Source organism: Oxalicibacterium sp. (assembly GCF_057353965.1).
Genome location: NZ_JBMQZD010000001.1, coordinates 875,978 through 894,997, shown reverse-complemented (window position 1 = coordinate 894,997; position 19,020 = coordinate 875,978). Strand labels below are relative to the sequence as shown.

Here is a 19,020-nt window from a genome sequence, read left to right as displayed (position 1 = left end):
GCCGTGATGAATGCAGATGCGGTGCAGCAGTACCAGCACAAGACGGTGTTGCTGGAGGAGGCGGTGAATGCGCTGGCGCTGGATGGCGTGCGCGCCGATGGCACCTATGTCGACGGCACGTTCGGCCGCGGCGGCCACAGCCGCCTGATTCTGCAGCGTCTGGGCGCGAAGGGGCGACTGGTTGCGTTCGACAAGGATCTCCAGGCGATTGCGGAAGCGGCATCGATAGCCGATCCACGCTTTGCGATCGTGCACGACAGTTTTGCGACGCTGGCGGAAGCACTGTCGGCGCGCGGCATCGGGCAACTGGACGGGGTATTGCTGGATCTGGGGATATCGTCGCCCCAAGTCGACGACGCGGCACGCGGTTTCAGTTTCCGTGCCGACGGTCCGCTGGACATGCGCATGGATACGACGCGTGGCATGTCGGCGGCCGAGTGGCTGGCCACGGAAACCGAACAAAAAATCGAAAAGGTGATACGCGATTATGGGGAAGAACGGTTTGCTTTTCAGATTGCAAAGGCGATTGCTGCTCGCAGGGCAGTCCAGCCGATTTCAACCACACGACAGCTTGCCGAGATCGTGGCAGGCGCCGTCAAGACTCGCGAGAAAGGCAAGGATCCGGCCACTCGCACATTTCAGGCTATCCGGATTTTCATCAATCAGGAGCTTGAAGAACTCGAAGTAGTTCTGGCAGAGGCATTCAGGCATCTGGCGCCGCACGGGAGACTGGTCGTGATCAGCTTTCATTCGCTGGAAGATCGCATCGTCAAACGGTTCATGGCCGACAAGGCCAGCGTGCCGCAGCCCGATCGCCGCCTGCCGATCCGTGCCGCCGATCTGCCGCAGCCGGAAATGAAACTCGTCGCACGCATCAAGCCATCCGATGCGGAAGTCGCCGCCAATCCGCGCGCGCGTTCCGCCGTCATGCGTGTGGCCGAACGCCTGCCGGTCGTTGGACGTGCTGCCGGAGTACTGCAATGAGCGGCCGCATCGCTTTCGTGCTGACCACCGTGCTGGTGCTGTGCGCGCTGGCATTGGTCAATGCGCAGTACAAGGCGCGCAGCCTGTTCATCGCGCTGGAACGCGCGCAATCGCAGGCGCGCCAGCTCGACATCGAATGGGCGCAACTGCAGCTCGATCAATCCACGCTGGGCAAGCATGCGCGCATCGAACTGACGGCGCGCCGCGACCTGCACATGGTGCCGGTCACGCCGGCCAGCACGCAATATCTGAAGATGGGGGATAAATGACGCGCAGCGCGGCAGCGAAGGGCGTGCCTTTCGCCTCGAACCCGATGCTGGCAGCCAAGCTGCCGGCCTGGCGTTCGCGCGTCGTGCTGTTCCTGATGTTCGCCGCCTTCGTCGCGCTGGCCGCGCGTGCGCTGTGGCTGCAGGGCATGTCCACCGATTTCCTGCAGAAGCAGGGTGCGGCCCGCTATGCGCGCACGCTGGAGCTGCCGGCCATTCGTGGCAAGCTTACCGATCGCAACGGCCAGGTGCTGGCATCGTCGATCCCGGTGCGTGCCGTCTGGGCGATTCCCGACGATGTGCTGGAAGCGCCGAAGGACAAGCTGCGCGAGCTGGCCAGGCTGCTCGACATGTCCGATCGTGAACTGCACCGCAAGCTGGATTCGGATCGCAGCTTCGTCTATCTGAAGCGCCAGGTCGAACTCGATACGGTGGACAAGATCCTGAAGCTCGGCATTGCCGGCATCGATACACGCAAGGAATACAAGCGCTATTACCCGGAAGGCGAGGTGATGGCGCACATCGTCGGCTTCACCAATATCGAGGACAAGGGCCAGGAAGGCATGGAGCTGGCGCTGCAGAAGACGCTGGCCGGCGTGACCGGCAGCCGCCGCGTGATCAAGGATCGTCTCGGCCGCATCGTCGAGGATATCGAGGCGGTGCGCGAACCGCACGACGGCAAGGATGTCGCGTTGTCGATCGACAGCAAGATCCAGTACATCGCCTTTTCGCAATTGAAGGAAGCGGTCGAGAAGAACAAGGCCAAGGCCGGCGGCATCGTCGTGCTCGATGCCAAGACCGGCGAAGTGCTGGCGCTTGCCAACATGCCGACCTACAACCCGAACGATCGCTCGGTGCTGACGGGCGCGCAATTGCGCAACCGCGTGCTGACCGATACCTACGAGCCGGGTTCGACGATGAAGCCGTTCACGATCGCGCTGGCGCTGGACCGCAAGGTGATCACGCCGAACACGACGATCCAGACCGCGCCCGGCAAGATGACGATCGGTACCGCCACGATCGGCGACGCGCATGCGGAAGGCCTGCTGACGGTGGCGCAGATCATCGAAAAATCTTCCAACATCGGCACCGCCAAGATCGCGCTGCAGATGCAGCCGCATGACATGTGGGATATGTTCACGTCCGTCGGTTTCGGCCAGCAGCCGAAAGTCGGCTTCCCCGGCGCCGTTGCCGGCCGCGTGCGTCCGTACAAATCGTGGCGTCCGATCGAACAGGCGACGATGAGCTACGGTCACGGCATTTCCGTCTCGCTGCTGCAGATGGCGCATGCTTACACGATCTTTGCACGCGGCGGCGATCTGATTCCGCTGACGCTGCTGCGCTCGAACGACCAGCCGATCGGCCAGCGCATCATCAGCGAGAAGACGGCTGGCCTGATGCGCAATATGCTGGAGCAGGCAGCCGGCCCTAACGGTACCGCGCCGCAGGCGCAGGTGCCGGGCTATCGTGTGGCAGGCAAGACAGGTACCGCTTACAAGATCGAGCATGGCAAGTATGTGCGTAAGTACGTGGCGTCCTTCGTCGGGTTTGCGCCGGTATCCGATCCGCGCATCATCGTTGCGGTGATGATCGACGAACCGATGACCGGCAGGCATTACGGCGGCCAGGTAGCCGGGCCGATCTTCTCGTCCGTGACGGCCAATGCGCTGCGCGCGCTGAACGTGCCGCCGGATTCGACGATCACCAATGTCGTCATTCCGGAACAACCGTTGCAGGAGTCACTGTGATGAGCGCCGCGACGATGATTTCCGTGCCGAACATTCTTGAATGGCTGCATGCCAATGCGCCGGATGCGGCACTGGTGTCGGATTCGCGTGCGATTCGCAGCGGCGACGTCTTCGTTGCATATCCGGGTGACGAAGCCGACGGGCGTGCCTATATTGCCGATGCGATCGAACGCGGCGCACGCGCCGTATTGCATCAGGCCGGCGGCAGCGCTGCCGATTTCCAATGGAATGTGCCGCATTATGCGGTCGAGAACCTGAAGGCGCATGCCGGCGAAATCGCCGCTGAATGGTACGGTCATCCGGATCGCGCAATGCTGACGGTTGCCGTCACCGGCACCAACGGCAAGACTTCCTGTACGCAATGGCTGGGCAATGCGCTGTCGCGCCTGGGGCGGCCGACGGCGGTCGTCGGCACGCTGGGCATCGGCATCTTCCGCGACGGCCGTGCCGGCAAGTTCGATGCGACCGGCTATACGACGCCGGATGCCGTGCTGTTGCAGCGCGAACTGGCGAACCTGCAGCGCAACGGCGCCGTCGCGCTGGCGATCGAAGCCTCGTCGATCGGCCTGCATCAGGGACGCATGTCCGGCATGCACATCGATACGGCGCTGTTCACCAATTTCACGCGCGACCATCTGGATTACCACGGCAACATGGTGGCTTACGAAGAAGCCAAGGCCATGCTGTTCGACTGGCCGGGCCTGCGCCACGCGATTATCAATCTCGACGACCCGATGGGATTGCGGCTGGTGCAGCGTCTGCAGGAGCGCGCGTCGCAAGTCCAGATCACCGGCTATAGCCTTGCCGGCCGCCGCATGGACGGCATCGCACTGTTGCACGCGACGGACGTGCGCAGCAGCCAGAACGGCACGCTGTTCCAGCTGGAATCGACATGCGGCAGCGCGGCGCAAATTCGCACGCAGCTAGTCGGCGACTTCAACGTCAGCAACGTGCTGGGCATCGTCGGCGTATTGATGGCCAACGGTATCGCCTGGAAGGATGCGATTGCCGTCGTCGAATCGCTGACTGCCGTATCGGGACGCATGCAGCAACTGGGCGGTAACGATGCGCCATTGGTCGTGATCGACTACGCGCACACGCCCGATGCATTGGAAAAGACGCTGGCGACGCTGCGCAACGTTGCGGCGGAACGCGGCGGCAAGCTGTGGTGCGTGTTCGGTTGCGGCGGCGATCGCGATCCGGGCAAGCGTCCGCAGATGGGTAATGCATCGATGGCGGCCGATCACATCATCCTGACGAACGACAATCCGCGCAGCGAAGAGCCGGCCGAGATCATCAAGCAGATCATCGCCGGCATGACGACGGCGAAGAGCGGCGTGCAGATCATCGAAGATCGCGCTGCGGCCATCCTGTCTGCAATCCGCAATGCGGGCAAACAGGATGTAATCCTGCTGGCCGGCAAGGGACATGAGGCATACCAGGAAATCAAGGGCCGGAAGCAGCCTTTCCTTGATGCCGACCATGCGACGCTGGCGCTATCGGCACGCGCGATGCAGGGAGGCGGCTCATGAAGGCGACATTGTCCCTGCTGCAGACCGCCGTGCGTGGCGCAACCCTGCGTGACGACGCAGCATTCGACGGTGTGTCGACCGACAGCCGCACGGTCGCGTCCGGCAATCTGTTTGTCGCGTTGCGCGGCGAGCGTTTCGACGCACATGATTTCCTGCCGCAGGTGGCGGCACGCGGCGTGGCTGCCATCGTTGCCGAGCGTGTGCCGTCCGACCTGAATGTACCGGCGCTGATCGTGCCGGATACGCGCATTGCGCTCGGCGAGATCGCGCAATGGTGGCGCAGCCGTTTCTCTCTGTCGCTGATCGGCGTGACCGGCAGCAACGGCAAGACCACGGTCAAGGAAATGATTGCCGCCATCCTCGATGCGGCATGCGGCGCGGACAACTATCTGGCGACGCGCGGCAATTTCAACAACGACATCGGCGTACCGCTGACGCTGATGCGTCTCGACGAACGTTGCAAGGCAGCCGTCGTCGAACTCGGCATGAATCATCCGGGCGAGATCGTCGTGCTGTCGCGCATCGCGCGGCCGACGGTCGGCCTCGTCAACAACGCGCAGCGCGAACACCAGGAATTCATGGCCAGCGTGGAAGCGGTGGCGATGGAAAACGGCAGCGTGTTGCGCGCACTACCGGCCGACGGCGTTGCCGTATTCCCGGCGGACGACACGTACACGTCGCTGTGGCGCGATTACGCGGTGCATTGCAAGACGCTGATGTTCGGCCTGTCCGACGATGCCGATGTGCGTTGCTCGCACAGCGCTTCTGTCTTCGGCAGCACGCTGCAGGTGAGCGCCGGCGGCGAAACGTTCACGATCGAACTGCAGGCAGCCGGCATCCATAACGTACGCAACGCGCTGGCGGCAATCGCCTGCACGAAGGCGATCGGCATTGCGACCGAAGCCATCGTGCGCGGCTTGCAGGCATTCGCACCGGTCAACGGTCGGCTGCAGCGCAAGACCGCGACCAACGGTGCGCTGGTCATCGACGACACCTACAACGCCAACCCGGATTCGGTGCGTGCCGCGATCGACGTGTTGGCAGGCGCCTCGTCGCCCCGCATCCTGGTGTTGGGCGACATGGGCGAGGTCGGCAACGACGGTCGTGCATATCACGAGGAAGTCGGTGCGTATGCGAAGACGCGCGGCGTCGACCGCCTGCTGACGCTGGGCGAACTGGCGCGTCATACGAGCGACGCCTTCGGGGCGCAGGGCGCGCATTTCGGCGACGTCGAACAACTCGATGCGGCACTGGATGCGGCAATCAATTCCCAGGCAACAGTGCTCGTCAAGGGGTCGCGCTTCATGAAGATGGAACGCGTCGTGCAGCATCTGCTCGGTCAACATAATCAGATTCAGGAAGGCCACTAATCATGCTGCTCTGGCTGGCACAACATTTTCAGGACGAGATCGGCCCGATGCGGATCTTCAACTTCATCACGTTCCGTGCGGTGTTCGCGACGATGACGGCGCTGGTGATTGGTTGGGTCTTCGGCCCGATGGTGATCCGCATGCTGACGCGCTTGAAGGTCGGCCAGGCGGTACGTACCGACGGTCCGCAGACGCACCTGATCAAGAGCGGCACGCCGACGATGGGCGGCGCGCTGATCCTGCTGTCGATCGGCATCTCGACCTTGCTGTGGACCGATCTGGAAAACCGCTTCATCTGGGTGGTGCTGATCGTTACATTGGGTTTCGGTGCAGTCGGCTGGGTCGACGATTACCGCAAGGTGGTCTACAAGGATCCGAAGGGCATGTCGTCGAAGGAAAAATATTTCTGGCAGTCAGTGATCGGCCTGTTTGCCGCCGTCTATCTGGCGTTTTCGGTTTCCGCGCCGAGCAATGCGCAGTTTCTCGATCTGTTCCTCGCATGGATCGAATCCGGTTTCAGCATGGATTTGCCGCCTAAGGCCGACCTGATCGTGCCGTTCTTCAAGACGATCAGCTATCCGCTAGGCGTCTGGGGTTTCATCGCGCTGACGTACTTCGTCATCGTCGGCACCAGCAATGCGGTGAACCTGACCGACGGCCTCGATGGCCTGGCGATCATGCCGACCGTGATGGTCGGCACCGCGCTCGGTTTGTTTGCCTATCTGACTGGCAGCGCAACCTATGCGAAATACCTGTTCATTCCCCATATTCCCGGTGCCGGCGAGTTGCTGATCTTTTGCGGCGCGATGGCGGGTGCGGGGCTGGCCTTCCTGTGGTTCAATGCGCATCCGGCGCAGGTCTTCATGGGCGACGTCGGCGCACTGGCACTCGGTGGGGCGCTCGGCACGATCGCCGTCATCGTGCGCCAGGAAATCGTGCTTTTCATCATGGGCGGCATTTTCGTCGTCGAAACATTGTCGGTCATGGTGCAAGTCGCGTATTTCAAATACACGAAGATGCGAACCGGTACCGGCAAACGCATTCTGTTGATGGCGCCGCTGCATCACCACTATGAACAGAAGGGCTGGAAGGAAACGCAGGTCGTAGTGCGTTTCTGGATCATCACGATGATGCTGGTGCTGTTCGGTTTGTCCACGTTGAAACTCCGTTGATCGAAAAGTAGGGAAGAAGCAGAAAAGATGAATTACGCAGGCAAACACGTTCTGGTTCTGGGTCTCGGCGAGTCGGGGCTGGCGATGGCGCAGTGGCTGGTCCACTGCGGCGCGTCGCTGCGCGTGGCCGACACGCGCACAGAACCGGAGCGTTTGCCGCAGTTGCGCGAGATCGCGCCGCAAGCGGAATTCATCGGCGGTGATGGTTCGGTGACGTTTGCCGCGTCTCTGCTGGACGGCATCGATTTCATCGCCGTCAGTCCCGGCCTGATGCCGTCGCGCGAGCTGGCCGACATCGTGCCGGTTGCAGCGGAAAAAGACATTCCCGTTTGGGGCGAGATCGAACTGTTCGCGCAAGCCTTGGCCGCATTGAAGGAAGAGCGCGGCTATGCACCGAAGATCGTCGCAATCACCGGCACCAACGGCAAGACGACGGTTACCAGCCTGACCGGTCTGCTGTGCCGCCGCGCCGGCTTGAGCGTGACGGTGGCCGGCAACATCAGCCCCGCCGCACTGGATCGTCTGCACGATGCGATCGCCAACGACAGCCTGCCGCAGGCGTGGGTGCTGGAACTGTCGAGCTTCCAGCTGCATACGACGTTCAGCCTGCAGGCCGATGCGGCTACCGTGCTGAACGTGACGCAGGATCATCTGGACTGGCACGGCGACATGGAATCCTATGCTGCCGACAAGGCGCGCATCTTCGGCAACGGCACCGTACGCGTTTTGAACCGCGACGACACGATCGTGATGCAGATGGCGAGTCCGCTGGCGAAGGTCGTTACCTTTGGTACGGACGAGGCGGAAGAGATCGGCAACTTCGGTCTGGTCGATGAAAACGGCATGCGCTGGCTGTCGGTTGCCGTCGAGGCGGAAGAGCCGCAGAAGAAGCGTCGTAAGAACGAGGTCGTCGAAGTGCCGGTGATGACGAGCAAGCTGATGCCGATGGATGCGCTGAAGATTCGCGGCCAGCACAATGCCGTCAATGCCCTGGCGGCGCTGGCACTGTGCCGCGCGATCGGTCTGCCGATGGCGCAACTGCTGCATGGCCTGCGCGAATACAAGGGCGAACCGCATCGCGTCGAACATGTGACGACGATCGCCGGCGTCGATTACTACGACGATAGCAAGGGCACCAATGTCGGCGCGACGGTGGCGGCGCTGGTAGGACTTGGTACTGCACAATCAGGATCGTCGCAGCAGCTGGTGCTGATTGCCGGAGGCGACGGCAAGGGACAGGATTTCGCGCCGCTGGCCGATCCGGTCGCCAAGTACGTGCGTGCGGTGCTGCTGATCGGCAAGGATGCCGGCGCGATCCGTGCGGCGCTGGCATCGTCGAATGTCGAGATGATCGATTGCACGACGCTGGAAGAAGCGACACGCAAGGCGGCCGATCTGGCGCAGATGGGCGATGCGGTACTGCTGTCGCCGGCTTGTGCCAGCCTCGACATGTTCAAGAACTATGCACATCGCGCGCAGGTGTTCGTCGATACCGTGCGCGAGGTCGGTCTGGAACGCGGGGAGGTCAGCGCATGAAGCTCGCCTTGCCGATGTTCTCGCGCGCCGCGACGAAAAAAATCGCGGGCAGCCTGGACCAGCGTTCCAAGATGATGGCCTACGACCAGCCGCTGGTATGGGTCGTGGTGCTGCTGATGCTGTTTGGCATGGTGATGGTGTATTCGGCATCGATCTCGCTGCCGGATTCGCCGAAGTATGCGCGTTACGACAATGCTCATTTTCTGGGACGTCAGGCGATTTTCATCGCCTTGTCGCTGTTCGTCGGCCTGCTGGCATTCCGCGTGCGCATCGAAACATGGCAGAAGCTGGCCCCCTATCTGTTTGCCGGCACACTGATCCTGTTGCTGCTGGTGCTGATTCCGGGCGTGGGCAAGGGTGTCAACGGCGCGCGCCGCTGGCTGTCGTTCCATGTGTTCAACCTGCAGCCGTCGGAACTGATGAAGCTGTTCGTCGTGCTGTATGCGGCCGATTACACGGTGCGCAAGCAGCAGGTGATGCACAAGCTGACCAAGGGCTTCATGCCAATGACGGTAGCGATCGGTTTCGCCGGCCTGTTGCTGCTGCTGGAACCGGATCTGGGCGCGTTCGGCGTGATCGTCTGCATCGCGATGGGCATCCTGTTCCTGGGCGGTGTCAACGGCATCTGGTTCGGCGGTATCGGCGCGATGCTGGTCGGCATCTTCAGTCTGGTCATCGTGCTGTCGCCGTGGCGGCGCGAGCGCATCTTCGCCTATCTGAATCCGTGGGATGAAAACAATGCGCTCGGCAAGGCCTATCAGTTGTCGCATTCGCTGATCGCGTTCGGTCGTGGTGAACTGTTTGGCGTCGGTCTCGGCGGCAGTGTGGAAAAACTGCATTACCTGCCGGAAGCGCATACCGACTTCCTGCTGGCGGTAATCGGCGAGGAGCTGGGTTTCGTCGGCGTGCTGGTCGTAATCATCGCGTTCTACTGGATCATCAAGCGCGCATTCGAAATCGGCCGTCAGGCCATTGCGATGGATATGACGTTTGCCGGCCTGACAGCCAAGGGCATCGGCATCTGGCTCGGCGTGCAGGCATTCATCAACATGGGCGTGAACCTCGGCCTGCTGCCGACCAAGGGATTGACGCTGCCGTTGATGAGCTACGGCGGTTCGGGTGTGCTGATCAACTGCATCGGATTGGCGATCCTGCTGCGCATCGACTATGAGAACAGAGTTCTCATGCGTGGAGGCCGTATATGACCGCGCAAGCAAGAAAACTGCTGATCATGGCAGCCGGAACCGGCGGTCACATTTTCCCGGGTCTGGCGATCGCGGACACGATGCGCGCACGTGGCTGGCAGGTTTCCTGGCTGGGTACGTCGCATGGTATGGAAGGTGATCTGGTGCCGAAGCACGGCATCGACATGGATACGATCGCCTTCAGCGGTCTGCGCGGCAAGGGTGCGATGCACACGATCAAGGGCGTGTTTCGCATGGCGGCGAGTTTTCTCGCATGCCGTTCGATTCTGGCGCGCCGCAATCCGGACGTGGTGCTTGGCATGGGTGGCTACGTGACGGTGCCGGGCGGTTTCATGGCAAAGCTGCGCGGTATTCCGCTGGTATTGATCAATGCCGATGCGGCACTGATGCTGTCGAACAAGACGCTCGCATCGTCGGCGCAGCGCGTGCTGTTTGGCTTTCCAGCCGATTTTGGCGCAGCGGCGGACAAGGCGATCGTGACCGGCAATCCGGTACGTGCAGAAATCGCCACGCTGCCTGCACCGGCGCAACGCTACGCCGACCGTAGCGGCCCATTGAAAGTGCTGGTGGTCGGCGGCAGCCTCGGCGCAAAGGCGCTCAACGATACGCTGCCAGCGGCGCTGGCGTTGATCCCGCAAGCGCAGCGACCGATCGTCACGCACCAGTCGGGCAAGAAGAACATCGATGCACTGCGTGCGAACTATGCACAGGCGAACGTGCAGGCAGAAGTGGTCGATTTCATCGACGACATGCCGCGCCGTTATGCGGAAGCCGATCTGGTGATTTGCCGTGCCGGTGCGATCACGGTATCGGAATTGACAGCGGCCGGCGTCGCCAGCGTGCTGGTGCCGCTGCTGGTCTCGACGACGACACACCAGCGCGACAATGCGCAATGGATGGAAAAGCAGGGTGCGGCGATCCATCTGCCGCAAACCGAGATGCAGCCGCAGCAGCTGGCGAACCTGCTGCAGAACATGACACGCGAACGCTGCCTGCAGATGGCGGAAGCGGCATACGCAAACGGACGGCGCGACGCCAACGCGACGATTGCCGACGTGCTGGAACAACTGGTGAAAACCGCATGAAACACAAAGTCAAACATATTCATTTTGTCGGCATCGGCGGCATTGGCATGAGCGGCATTGCCGAAGTGCTGCTGAACCTGGGCTACACGATTTCCGGCTCCGACCTCGGCAGCAATGCGGCTACGCGCCGTCTGGCCGAACTCGGCGCGAAGGTGATCCAGGGCCATGCCGCCGAAAACATCGCCGGTGCCGATGCGATCGTGACGTCCACCGCCGTGCAGCAGGACAACCCGGAAGTCGTTGCCGGCCGTGAGAAACACATTCCGATCGTACCGCGCGCGATCATGCTGGGCGAACTGATGCGCCTGAAGCGCGGCATCGCGATCGCCGGCACGCATGGCAAGACGACGACCACCAGCCTGGTCGCCAGCATCCTGGCCGAAGGCGGGCTCGATCCGACCTTCGTCATAGGCGGTGTGCTGAACAAGGCAGGCGCGAATGCACGACTGGGTACTGGCGAATTCATCGTCGTCGAGGCAGACGAGTCGGATGCATCCTTCCTGAATCTGTCGCCGGTGATCGAAGTCATCACGAATATCGATGCCGATCACATGGAAACCTACGACCACGACATCGAAAAGCTGAAGCAGGCCTTCGTCGATTTCACGCAGCGCCTGCCGTTCTACGGCGTGGCCGTACTGTGCATCGACGATCCGACCGTGCGCGAGATCATGCCGCGCGTGGCCAAGCTGGTGACGACCTACGGCTTCCACGAGGACGCCGAAGTGCGTGCGGTCGATGCGCGCGCGGTCGACGGCCAGATGCAGTTCACGGTGATCCAGGACGGTTATGCGCCTATGCAGGTGAGTCTGAATCAGCCCGGCATGCACAACGTGCAGAACGCGTGCGCCGCGATTGCGATTGCGCGTGAACTGGGCGTCGATGACTGCGCGACGCAGAAAGCGTTGACCGAATTCAACGGCGTCGGCCGGCGCTTCACGCGCTATGGAGAAATTTCGATTCACGATGTCAACGGCAAGGGCGCTGGCACGTTTGCACTGGTCGACGACTACGGTCATCACCCGGCGGAAACGGCAGCGACGATCGCGGCGGCACGCGGCGCCTATCCGGGGCGCCGGCTGGTGCTGGCGTTCCAGCCGCATCGCTATACGCGCACGCGCGACTTGTTCGAGGATTTCGTCAAGGTACTGTCAACGACCGACATGCTGGTGCTGGCCGAGGTGTATGCGGCGGGTGAGCAGCCGATCGTCGCTGCCGACGGCCGCACGCTGGCGCATGCGCTGCGCGTGGCCGGCAAGGTCGATCCGGTCTTTGTCGAGAATATTGCCGACATGCCGGCGACGATCAGGCATGTCATTCGGGATGGCGACGTCCTGATCACGATGGGCGCCGGTTCGATCAGCGGCGTTCCGGCCAAGTTGATGCAGGTGCAATGAAAATGGGTACAGAGTTGAAAAATGAATTCGGCAAGGTGGGCGTGCTGTTCGGCGGACGTTCCGCCGAGCGTGAGGTATCGCTGATGTCGGGCAAGGGCGTGCTGGAAGCACTGCGCAGCAAGGGCATCGATGCGCATCCCTTCGATCCGGCCGAGTGCAGCCTGGCGGACCTGGCGGCCGAGAAATTCGATCGCGTCTTCATCGCGCTGCATGGCAGCTACGGCGAAGACGGCACGCTGCAGGGCGCGCTGGAGCAGCTGGGCATTCCGTATACCGGTCCGGGCGTGATGGCTTCGGCGATTGCGATGGACAAGGTGATGACCAAGCGCGTCTGTCTGAGCCAGGGCGTGCCGACACCGAAGTTCGTTGCACTGGATGCGAAGGCGACATCGCCGCAACGGTTGAAGGAAGTGGCGGCCGAGCTTGGCCTGCCGCTGATGCTGAAGGCGCCGCACGAAGGTTCGACGATCGGCATCGCACGCGTCGAAAACGAAGCGGATCTGCAGGCGGGTTTCGAGTTGTGCGCAAAGTACGACGACGTGGTGCTGGCAGAGCAGTTCGTCAAGGGACGTGAATTGACGGTGCCGGTGCTGGGCAGCGGCCGTGCGGCACGCGCATTGCCCATCGTCGAGATTCGCGCGCCGCAGGGCAATTACGACTACGAACACAAGTATTTCAGCGACGACACGCAGTATCTGTGCCCGGCGCCGCTGGATGAGGCATTGACGAAGCGCGTTCAGGCACTGGCGGTCGAGGCGTTCAAGGCCATCGGTTGTACCGGCTGGTCGCGTGTCGATTTCATGGTGCGTGAATCGGATAACGAGCCGTTCATGCTGGAAATCAACACGTCGCCCGGCATGACCGGCCACTCGCTGGTGCCGATGTCGGCCAAGGCGACCGGTACGGCTTATGAGGATCTGTGCGTGGAAATCCTGCGTGCGGCGAAGCTGGAACTGAAGCCGGCGGTAGCGAAGTAAACGGAATAGGAAGCAACGGGAAACCATCATGTGGCAAGACATCAAGATGCTGAACGCAACCGCCAATGCCCTGTTCGGGCTGGTTGCGCTCGCGCTGGTTGCCGCTTTCCTGTGGTGGGTCGCGCAGTTGCCGTATTTCACGCTGAAGGTGATTCGCATCGAAGGCACGCAGCAACAGCCGTTGCGGCACATCAATCCGTTGACGGTGCGCAGCGCGGCGTTGACGCACATACGCGGCAATTTCTTCACGGCCAACCTGAACACGGTGCGGCAGGCGTTCGAATCGGTACCGTGGGTACGCAAGGCGACGGTGCGCCGCGAATGGCCGAACCAGTTGACGGTGACGCTGGAAGAGCACCTACCACTGGGTACCTGGGGCGACGACGGCAAGCTGCTGTCGACCAAGGGCGATGTGTTTGTCGTGAATCTGGCAGAAGCGGAAGAGGATGCGCGCCTGCTGGAATTCAACGGACCGGTCGGCAGCGAGAAGGAAGTGGTTGCACGACTGGCCGATCTGAACAACTGGTTTGCGCCGCTGGGATTGACGGTGGAATCGCTGGATCTGTCGGATCGTTATGCGTGGTCGATGAAATTAAGCAACGGCATTACGGTAGAACTGGGCAGGGAGAAGAGCAGTACGACGTTGAAGGAGCGTGTCGATCGGTTGATAGGAATCTATCCGCAACTGGTCGAGCGTTTGCAGAATCGGATCGAGAACATCGACATGCGTTATCCGAACGGGCTGGCACTGAGAGCACAGGGACTGACCGCAGGATTGGATAGTAGGAAGAAGTAAGCGAAAACAAGCGGGACAACATGACTAAAGACGCAAAAAACCTGATCGTCGGCCTCGACATCGGCACCTCGAAAGTGGTGGCGGTGGTGGCGGAAGTTTTGCCGAACGGCCGCCACGAGGTGATCGGCCTGGGCCAGCACGAATCCAAGGGATTGAAGAAGGGGGTCGTGGTCAACATCGAGGCCACCGTGGAATCGATCCAGCGTGCGCTGGAAGAGGCCGAGCTGATGGCCGACTGCAAGATCCGCAACGTCTACACGGGGATCGCCGGAAGCCACATCCGCAGCTTCAATTCGAGCGGCATGGTGGCGATCAAGGAAAAGGAAGTCACGGCGACCGATGTTGCGCGCGTGATCGAGACGGCGAAGGCGGTCAACATTCCGACCGACCAGCAATTGCTGCACACGGTGCCGCAGGAATTCATCGTCGACAACCAGGAAGACGTGCGTGAACCAATCGGCATGAGCGGTATCCGACTCGAGGTCAAGGTGCACATCGTCACCGGTGCCGTTTCCGCTGTGCAGAACATCGTCAAGTGCATCCGCCGTTGCGGTCTCGAAGTATCGGATCTGATCCTGCAACCGATGGCATCGGCCGATGCAGTGTTGACGCCGGACGAGAAGGAACTTGGCGTCGTGCTGATAGACATAGGTGGAGGCACGACGGATGTCGCGATCTTCACCGAAGGAGCGATCCGCCATACGGCAGTGATTCCGATCGCCGGCGATCAGATCACGAACGACATCGCAATGGCGGTGCGCACACCGACGGCGGAAGCGGAGGAGATCAAGCTGCGTTACGGAATGGCCAAGCAGGTGCTGGCCGATCCGGGCGAGACGCTGGAAGTGCCAGGGCTTGGCGATCGCGGTTCGCGTGCGCTGTCGCGCCAGGCGCTGGCAGCGGTGATCGAGCCGCGCATCGAGGAATTGTTCTCGCTGGTGCATCAGGTGGTGCGCGAATCGGGTTACGAGGAAGTGCTGTCGTCCGGCATCGTGCTGACCGGCGGTACGGCGCTGATGCCGGGCATGGTTGAACTGGCGGAAGACATTTTCCTGAAACCGGCGCGCCTGGGCACGCCGGAATATACCGGGCAGCTGGCCGATGTGGTGCGCAGCCCGCGCTATGCAACGGTACTGGGTTTGTTGTTGGAAGCGAAGAAGCAGTACTTGCGTGGACATATCGTCACGCGGCAGGACGGTTCGGCGACGGCGCTTCTGCGTCGCATGAAGGAATGGTTTCTCGGTAATTTTTAAGCTGGATGTTTGGTTTTACGGTTATTTAATTTTTTGTCTCAACCTGCAGTTGGCAGTTGCTAGGCGTGACACCGCGTGATGTCTAGCAACTGGGAACTGCTCTTTATGAAGGAACTATCATGGAAATCGATATGCTCGAAAATGCCTCTCAAGGTACGGTGATCAAGGTGGTTGGTGTCGGCGGCGCCGGCGGGAATGCGGTGCAGCACATGATCAACAAGGGCGTGTCCGGCGTGGAATTCATCGCCGCCAACACCGATGCGCAAGCGCTGGAACAATCGAAGGCGCACAACATCATCCAGATCGGCGACACCGGCCTCGGCGCCGGCATGAAGCCTGACGTCGGCCGCCAGCTGGCGCAAGATTCGCGCACCCGCATCGAGGATGCGCTGCGCGGCGCGCACATGGTCTTCATCGCAGCCGGCATGGGCGGTGGCACCGGTACCGGCGCGGCGCCGATCGTTGCGCAAGTGGCGAAAGAGCAGGGCGCGCTGACGGTGGCGGTCGTCTCCAAGCCGTTTTCGTACGAAGGCAAGAAGTGCATGGACATCGCCGAAGAAGGTCTGGAAGCGCTGGGCGAGCACGTCGATTCGCTGATCGTCATCCTGAATGAAAAACTGGAAGAGATCTACGAAGACGACAGCATGATCGAATGGCTGCAGCATGCCGACGACGTGCTGAACAACGCCGTCGCCGGTATCGCCGAGATCATCAACGTGCCGGGCCACATCAACGTCGACTTCAACGACGTGAAAACCATCATGGGCGAGCAGGGCAAGGCGATGATGGGGACGGCGACTGCCAGCGGCATCGATCGCGCACGCATCGCTGCCGAGCAGGCTGTCGCTTCGCCGCTGCTGGACGGCATCGACCTGTCCGGCGCGCGCGGCGTGCTGGTCAACGTCACGGCCAGCCGCAGCCTGAAGGGCAAGGAAATCAAGGAAGTCATGGCAACCGTACGCGCTTTCGCCGCACCGGATGCATCGATCGCACAGGGCATCGCTTACGACGACGACATGGGCGACGAAATCCGCGTGACCGTGGTCGCGACCGGCCTGGGCCGTGCGCGCAAGGGTGTGCAACTGGTGCAGACGCCGATGCTGCGTACCGGTACGCACAACGAGCCGATGATGGCCAACACGGGCATGATGCAGGGTGCCGCTCAACCGGCTGCAGCTTTCGAGGGATTGAAAGCGCCGGCGGTCTGGCGTCGCGAATCGGCATCCGATACCGTGCGTGCACTGGAAAAAAATGGCATGGAAACCTATGACATCCCGGCCTTCCTGCGCAAGCAGGCCGACTGATTCCTGTCGGCAAATTTCATCCGGGCGGGCAGTTTGTTTACAATGAGCGAACTGCCCGTGTAAAACGGGTGGAACGAGGCATGCTTCGGTCTTCGCGCCGCGCCTTGCGAAAAGTAGGCGCGGCGCTTTTGCATGGACTGTCGTTTAGCTGTGTTTAATCATTTCAATAGATAGAGGAATTCAAGATGACGATCAAAGTTGGCGATCAGCTGCCGGACGCACGGCTCGCGGAATACATCGACGTGGCAAGCGAAGGCTGCTCCGTCGGCCCGAACAAGGTGATGGTGGCTGAAGCGACCAAAGGCAAGAAGATCGCAATCTTCGCAGTGCCGGGCGCATTCACGCCGACCTGCTCCGAACAGCATGCCCCGGGCTACATCCAGGCTGCCGACCAGTTTAAAGCCAAGGGCATCGACGAAATCTGGTGCATCTCGGTCAACGATCCGTTCGTGATGGGCGCATGGGCACGTGACCAGAAGGCCAACGGCAAGGTCCGTTTCATCGCCGACGGCAGCGGCCTGTTCACCAAGGCGCTGGGCCTGGAATTCGATCTGACCAAGGGTGGCCTGGGCGTGCGTTCGCAACGCTATTCGATGCTGGTCGACAACGGTGTCGTCAAGGCACTGAACGTGGAAGACAGCGGCCACCTGGAAAGCTCGACCGCGGAAAAACTGCTGGCGCAAATCTGATTTCGCCTGCATCCGTGAGAACGGCGCTTCGGCGCCGTTTTTTATTGAGAGCGTAGTGGCAATACGTGATTTTCCTGTGTTGTATCTGTTACATGCTTTTACATGGCATTCACGCAAGATGCACAGGCGATTGCTATAATCGATCATGCTCAAACAACGCACCATCAAACAAAGCGTCAAGTCCATCGGCGTCGGTCTGCATTCCGGCACCAAGGTCGAACTGACGCTGCGCCCGGCGCCGGTCGATACCGGTATCGTGTTCCGGCGCATCGATCTCGATCCTCCCGTCGTTTTGCCTGCACGCGCGACAGATGTCGGCGATACGCGCATGGCGTCCACGCTGCAGCAGGGCGAGGCCAAGGTTTCGACTGTCGAACACCTGATGTCCGCCTGTGCCGGACTGGGCATCGACAATCTTTATGTGGACCTGACGGCCGAGGAAGTGCCGATCATGGACGGTTCCGCTTCTTCCTTTGTTTTCCTGTTGCAGCAAGCCGGCCTGCAAGAACAGGAAGCCGCCAAGAAATTCATCCGCGTCAAGAAGCCGGTCGAAGTGCGCCACGGCAGCGGTGACCGTGAAATCTGGGCGCGGCTGGAACCGTACGAAGGCTTCAAACTCAAGTTCTTCATCGAATTCAACCATCCCGCCGTCGACGGCACCGGCCAGACGGCCGAGATCGATTTCAGCCTGGAGTCCTATGTAAAGGACGTGGCGCGCGCGCGCACTTTCGGCTTCATGCAGGATATGGAAACGCTGCGCGGCCTCGGCCTGATCCGTGGCGGTTCGCTGGAAAACGCGATCGTGATGGACGAATACCGCATCCTCAATACCGACGGCCTGCGTTACGAGAACGAATTCGTACGCCACAAGATTCTCGATGCGATCGGCGACCTGTATCTGGTCGGCCATCCGCTGATCGCCAGCTACAACGCGCACAAGTCTGGTCACATGCTGAACAATCTGCTGGTGCGTGCCTTGCTCGAACAGCCGGACGCCTATGAAATCGTGCAGTTCGAAAAGGTGGAAGCGGCGCCCAAGGATTACGTGCGTCAGGCCGGTCTGGAGTGGGCGCTGAGCTGAGCTGAGATCGCTGAGCGGATGCAACTGATGCAAAAAGATACGGGGCCGATGGCCCCGTTTTCTTTTCTGCGTTTTCTGTTTACTTATTAGTGCGGTGATGCCGGACCATCGCCGACAGTGCCGCTTTCAGTTCGCGGTTGCGCGATGAATCTTCCAGCGCGGCATCGAGTTCGGCAAAGGCGGACACGGCTCGCGTCGATAATACGAGTTTGCTGGAAGTCGTTGATTTTGCGACAGTTTTGCCAACTTGCACTTTGAGACGGATTGCGTTAACCTGCCAGCCCCGCTGCAGCAGTTCGTCTTGTAATTTCGGCAATTGCTGCTTCAGTCTCGCTGCCAGCGCCGCGTTCGGTACGGACAGGACCAGTTGGTCCGCTTCATACTGCAGCACCGCACATTGCGCGAATGTCGCAGGCAGCGCCGCTGCGCAATCCCTCTGCAGGGAAGCCATGCGCGTGACGGCGGGCAGCAGCATGGCAAGCTTGTCGTGCGAACGCAAGAATTCCGCGGCGCCCTTGGCCGGTTTCGGCGAAGAGGCGCTTGGCTTGAATGGGGTGAAAGAGGATGGCCGCATCGTCTGAAACCTTATCACACCTCGCCGCCCATGAGCGAGGGATCAGGGAGT

17 protein-coding genes are annotated in these 19,020 nt (G+C 61.2%); 16 read left to right on the top strand and 1 reads right to left on the bottom strand.

Annotation, left to right across the window (positions count from 1 at the left end; all coding sequences use genetic code 11):
• The first annotated feature begins 6 nt into the window (after nucleotides 1-6).
• The 16 genes from rsmH (at nucleotide 7) to lpxC (ending at nucleotide 18,395) form a co-directional block, all read left to right on the top strand.
• The gene (gene rsmH, locus ACO1VH_RS04350) at nucleotides 7-984 is read left to right on the top strand and encodes a 16S rRNA (cytosine(1402)-N(4))-methyltransferase RsmH (RefSeq protein ID WP_486242746.1); all 978 of its coding nucleotides are present in this window, start codon (nucleotides 7-9) and stop codon (nucleotides 982-984) included.
• Nucleotides 981-1,253, top strand: a complete 273-nt coding sequence (ftsL, locus tag ACO1VH_RS04345) for a cell division protein FtsL (RefSeq protein WP_486242744.1) — start codon at nucleotides 981-983, stop codon at nucleotides 1,251-1,253. The genes rsmH and ftsL overlap by 4 nt, the downstream gene beginning before the upstream one ends.
• Nucleotides 1,250-2,998 carry a peptidoglycan D,D-transpeptidase FtsI family protein gene (locus tag ACO1VH_RS04340; protein WP_486242743.1) on the top strand — a complete coding sequence of 583 codons (1,749 nt, stop codon included), beginning with the start codon at nucleotides 1,250-1,252 and terminating at the stop codon, nucleotides 2,996-2,998. Before ftsL ends, ACO1VH_RS04340 begins: the two co-directional genes overlap by 4 nt.
• The gene (locus tag ACO1VH_RS04335; RefSeq protein ID WP_486242741.1) at nucleotides 2,998-4,530 is read left to right on the top strand and encodes a UDP-N-acetylmuramoyl-L-alanyl-D-glutamate--2,6-diaminopimelate ligase; all 1,533 of its coding nucleotides are present in this window, start codon (nucleotides 2,998-3,000) and stop codon (nucleotides 4,528-4,530) included. Before ACO1VH_RS04340 ends, ACO1VH_RS04335 begins: the two co-directional genes overlap by 1 nt.
• Nucleotides 4,527-5,900, top strand: coding sequence for a UDP-N-acetylmuramoyl-tripeptide--D-alanyl-D-alanine ligase (locus tag ACO1VH_RS04330; RefSeq protein WP_486242740.1), 1,374 nt, complete (start codon nucleotides 4,527-4,529; stop codon nucleotides 5,898-5,900). Before ACO1VH_RS04335 ends, ACO1VH_RS04330 begins: the two co-directional genes overlap by 4 nt.
• A gap of 2 nt (nucleotides 5,901-5,902) precedes the next feature.
• Nucleotides 5,903-7,072 (top strand): phospho-N-acetylmuramoyl-pentapeptide-transferase, encoded by a 1,170-nt coding sequence (gene mraY / locus ACO1VH_RS04325; protein ID WP_486242738.1) that lies wholly within the window; start codon nucleotides 5,903-5,905, stop codon nucleotides 7,070-7,072.
• 27 nt (nucleotides 7,073-7,099) lie between these two features.
• On the top strand, nucleotides 7,100-8,608 hold the full coding sequence (gene murD / locus ACO1VH_RS04320) for a UDP-N-acetylmuramoyl-L-alanine--D-glutamate ligase (RefSeq protein ID WP_486242736.1): 1,509 nt from the start codon (nucleotides 7,100-7,102) through the stop codon (nucleotides 8,606-8,608).
• Nucleotides 8,605-9,813, top strand: coding sequence for a putative lipid II flippase FtsW (gene ftsW, locus ACO1VH_RS04315; RefSeq protein ID WP_486242735.1), 1,209 nt, complete (start codon nucleotides 8,605-8,607; stop codon nucleotides 9,811-9,813). The genes murD and ftsW overlap by 4 nt, the downstream gene beginning before the upstream one ends.
• Nucleotides 9,810-10,898: an undecaprenyldiphospho-muramoylpentapeptide beta-N-acetylglucosaminyltransferase gene (gene murG, locus ACO1VH_RS04310; RefSeq protein WP_486242733.1), complete on the top strand. Its 1,089-nt coding sequence runs from the start codon at nucleotides 9,810-9,812 to the stop codon at nucleotides 10,896-10,898. Before ftsW ends, murG begins: the two co-directional genes overlap by 4 nt.
• Nucleotides 10,895-12,295 (top strand): UDP-N-acetylmuramate--L-alanine ligase, encoded by a 1,401-nt coding sequence (gene murC / locus ACO1VH_RS04305; RefSeq protein WP_486242732.1) that lies wholly within the window; start codon nucleotides 10,895-10,897, stop codon nucleotides 12,293-12,295. The genes murG and murC overlap by 4 nt, the downstream gene beginning before the upstream one ends.
• Before the next feature lie 2 nt (nucleotides 12,296-12,297).
• Complete coding sequence (locus ACO1VH_RS04300; protein ID WP_486242857.1) at nucleotides 12,298-13,272, top strand: D-alanine--D-alanine ligase; 975 nt, start codon at nucleotides 12,298-12,300, stop codon at nucleotides 13,270-13,272.
• A 28-nt stretch (nucleotides 13,273-13,300) separates the two neighbouring features.
• Nucleotides 13,301-14,068, top strand: a complete 768-nt coding sequence (locus ACO1VH_RS04295) for a cell division protein FtsQ/DivIB (RefSeq protein ID WP_486242730.1) — start codon at nucleotides 13,301-13,303, stop codon at nucleotides 14,066-14,068.
• A 20-nt stretch (nucleotides 14,069-14,088) separates the two neighbouring features.
• Nucleotides 14,089-15,321 carry a cell division protein FtsA gene (ftsA, locus tag ACO1VH_RS04290; protein WP_188419708.1) on the top strand — a complete coding sequence of 411 codons (1,233 nt, stop codon included), beginning with the start codon at nucleotides 14,089-14,091 and terminating at the stop codon, nucleotides 15,319-15,321.
• A gap of 119 nt (nucleotides 15,322-15,440) precedes the next feature.
• Nucleotides 15,441-16,625: a cell division protein FtsZ gene (gene ftsZ, locus ACO1VH_RS04285; protein ID WP_486242728.1), complete on the top strand. Its 1,185-nt coding sequence runs from the start codon at nucleotides 15,441-15,443 to the stop codon at nucleotides 16,623-16,625.
• Between the two features lie 185 nt (nucleotides 16,626-16,810).
• Nucleotides 16,811-17,314: a redoxin family protein gene (locus ACO1VH_RS04280; RefSeq protein ID WP_486242726.1), complete on the top strand. Its 504-nt coding sequence runs from the start codon at nucleotides 16,811-16,813 to the stop codon at nucleotides 17,312-17,314.
• A gap of 145 nt (nucleotides 17,315-17,459) precedes the next feature.
• Nucleotides 17,460-18,395 carry a UDP-3-O-acyl-N-acetylglucosamine deacetylase gene (gene lpxC, locus ACO1VH_RS04275; RefSeq protein ID WP_486242725.1) on the top strand — a complete coding sequence of 312 codons (936 nt, stop codon included), beginning with the start codon at nucleotides 17,460-17,462 and terminating at the stop codon, nucleotides 18,393-18,395.
• Nucleotides 18,396-18,474: 79 nt separating this feature from the next.
• Here lpxC and ACO1VH_RS04270 read toward each other — a convergent pair whose 3' ends face one another.
• Nucleotides 18,475-18,969, bottom strand: a complete 495-nt coding sequence (locus ACO1VH_RS04270; RefSeq protein ID WP_486242723.1) for a DciA family protein — start codon at nucleotides 18,967-18,969, stop codon at nucleotides 18,475-18,477.
• Nucleotides 18,970-19,020: the final 51 nt, after the last annotated feature.

Bases quoted from the DNA above. Each gene is read 5' to 3' on its own strand.
- rsmH (WP_486242746.1), top strand. From the start codon at position 7: ATGAATGCAGATGCGGTGCAGCAGTACCAGCACAAGACGGTGTTGCTG.
- ftsL (WP_486242744.1), top strand. From the start codon at position 981: ATGAGCGGCCGCATCGCTTTCGTGCTGACCACCGTGCTGGTGCTGTGC.
- ACO1VH_RS04340 (WP_486242743.1), top strand. From the start codon at position 1,250: ATGACGCGCAGCGCGGCAGCGAAGGGCGTGCCTTTCGCCTCGAACCCG.
- ACO1VH_RS04335 (WP_486242741.1), top strand. From the start codon at position 2,998: ATGAGCGCCGCGACGATGATTTCCGTGCCGAACATTCTTGAATGGCTG.
- ACO1VH_RS04330 (WP_486242740.1), top strand. From the start codon at position 4,527: ATGAAGGCGACATTGTCCCTGCTGCAGACCGCCGTGCGTGGCGCAACC.
- mraY (WP_486242738.1), top strand. From the start codon at position 5,903: ATGCTGCTCTGGCTGGCACAACATTTTCAGGACGAGATCGGCCCGATG.
- murD (WP_486242736.1), top strand. From the start codon at position 7,100: ATGAATTACGCAGGCAAACACGTTCTGGTTCTGGGTCTCGGCGAGTCG.
- ftsW (WP_486242735.1), top strand. From the start codon at position 8,605: ATGAAGCTCGCCTTGCCGATGTTCTCGCGCGCCGCGACGAAAAAAATC.
- murG (WP_486242733.1), top strand. From the start codon at position 9,810: ATGACCGCGCAAGCAAGAAAACTGCTGATCATGGCAGCCGGAACCGGC.
- murC (WP_486242732.1), top strand. From the start codon at position 10,895: ATGAAACACAAAGTCAAACATATTCATTTTGTCGGCATCGGCGGCATT.
- ACO1VH_RS04300 (WP_486242857.1), top strand. From the start codon at position 12,298: ATGGGTACAGAGTTGAAAAATGAATTCGGCAAGGTGGGCGTGCTGTTC.
- ACO1VH_RS04295 (WP_486242730.1), top strand. From the start codon at position 13,301: ATGTGGCAAGACATCAAGATGCTGAACGCAACCGCCAATGCCCTGTTC.
- ftsA (WP_188419708.1), top strand. From the start codon at position 14,089: ATGACTAAAGACGCAAAAAACCTGATCGTCGGCCTCGACATCGGCACC.
- ftsZ (WP_486242728.1), top strand. From the start codon at position 15,441: ATGGAAATCGATATGCTCGAAAATGCCTCTCAAGGTACGGTGATCAAG.
- ACO1VH_RS04280 (WP_486242726.1), top strand. From the start codon at position 16,811: ATGACGATCAAAGTTGGCGATCAGCTGCCGGACGCACGGCTCGCGGAA.
- lpxC (WP_486242725.1), top strand. From the start codon at position 17,460: ATGCTCAAACAACGCACCATCAAACAAAGCGTCAAGTCCATCGGCGTC.
- ACO1VH_RS04270 (WP_486242723.1), bottom strand. From the start codon at position 18,969: ATGCGGCCATCCTCTTTCACCCCATTCAAGCCAAGCGCCTCTTCGCCG.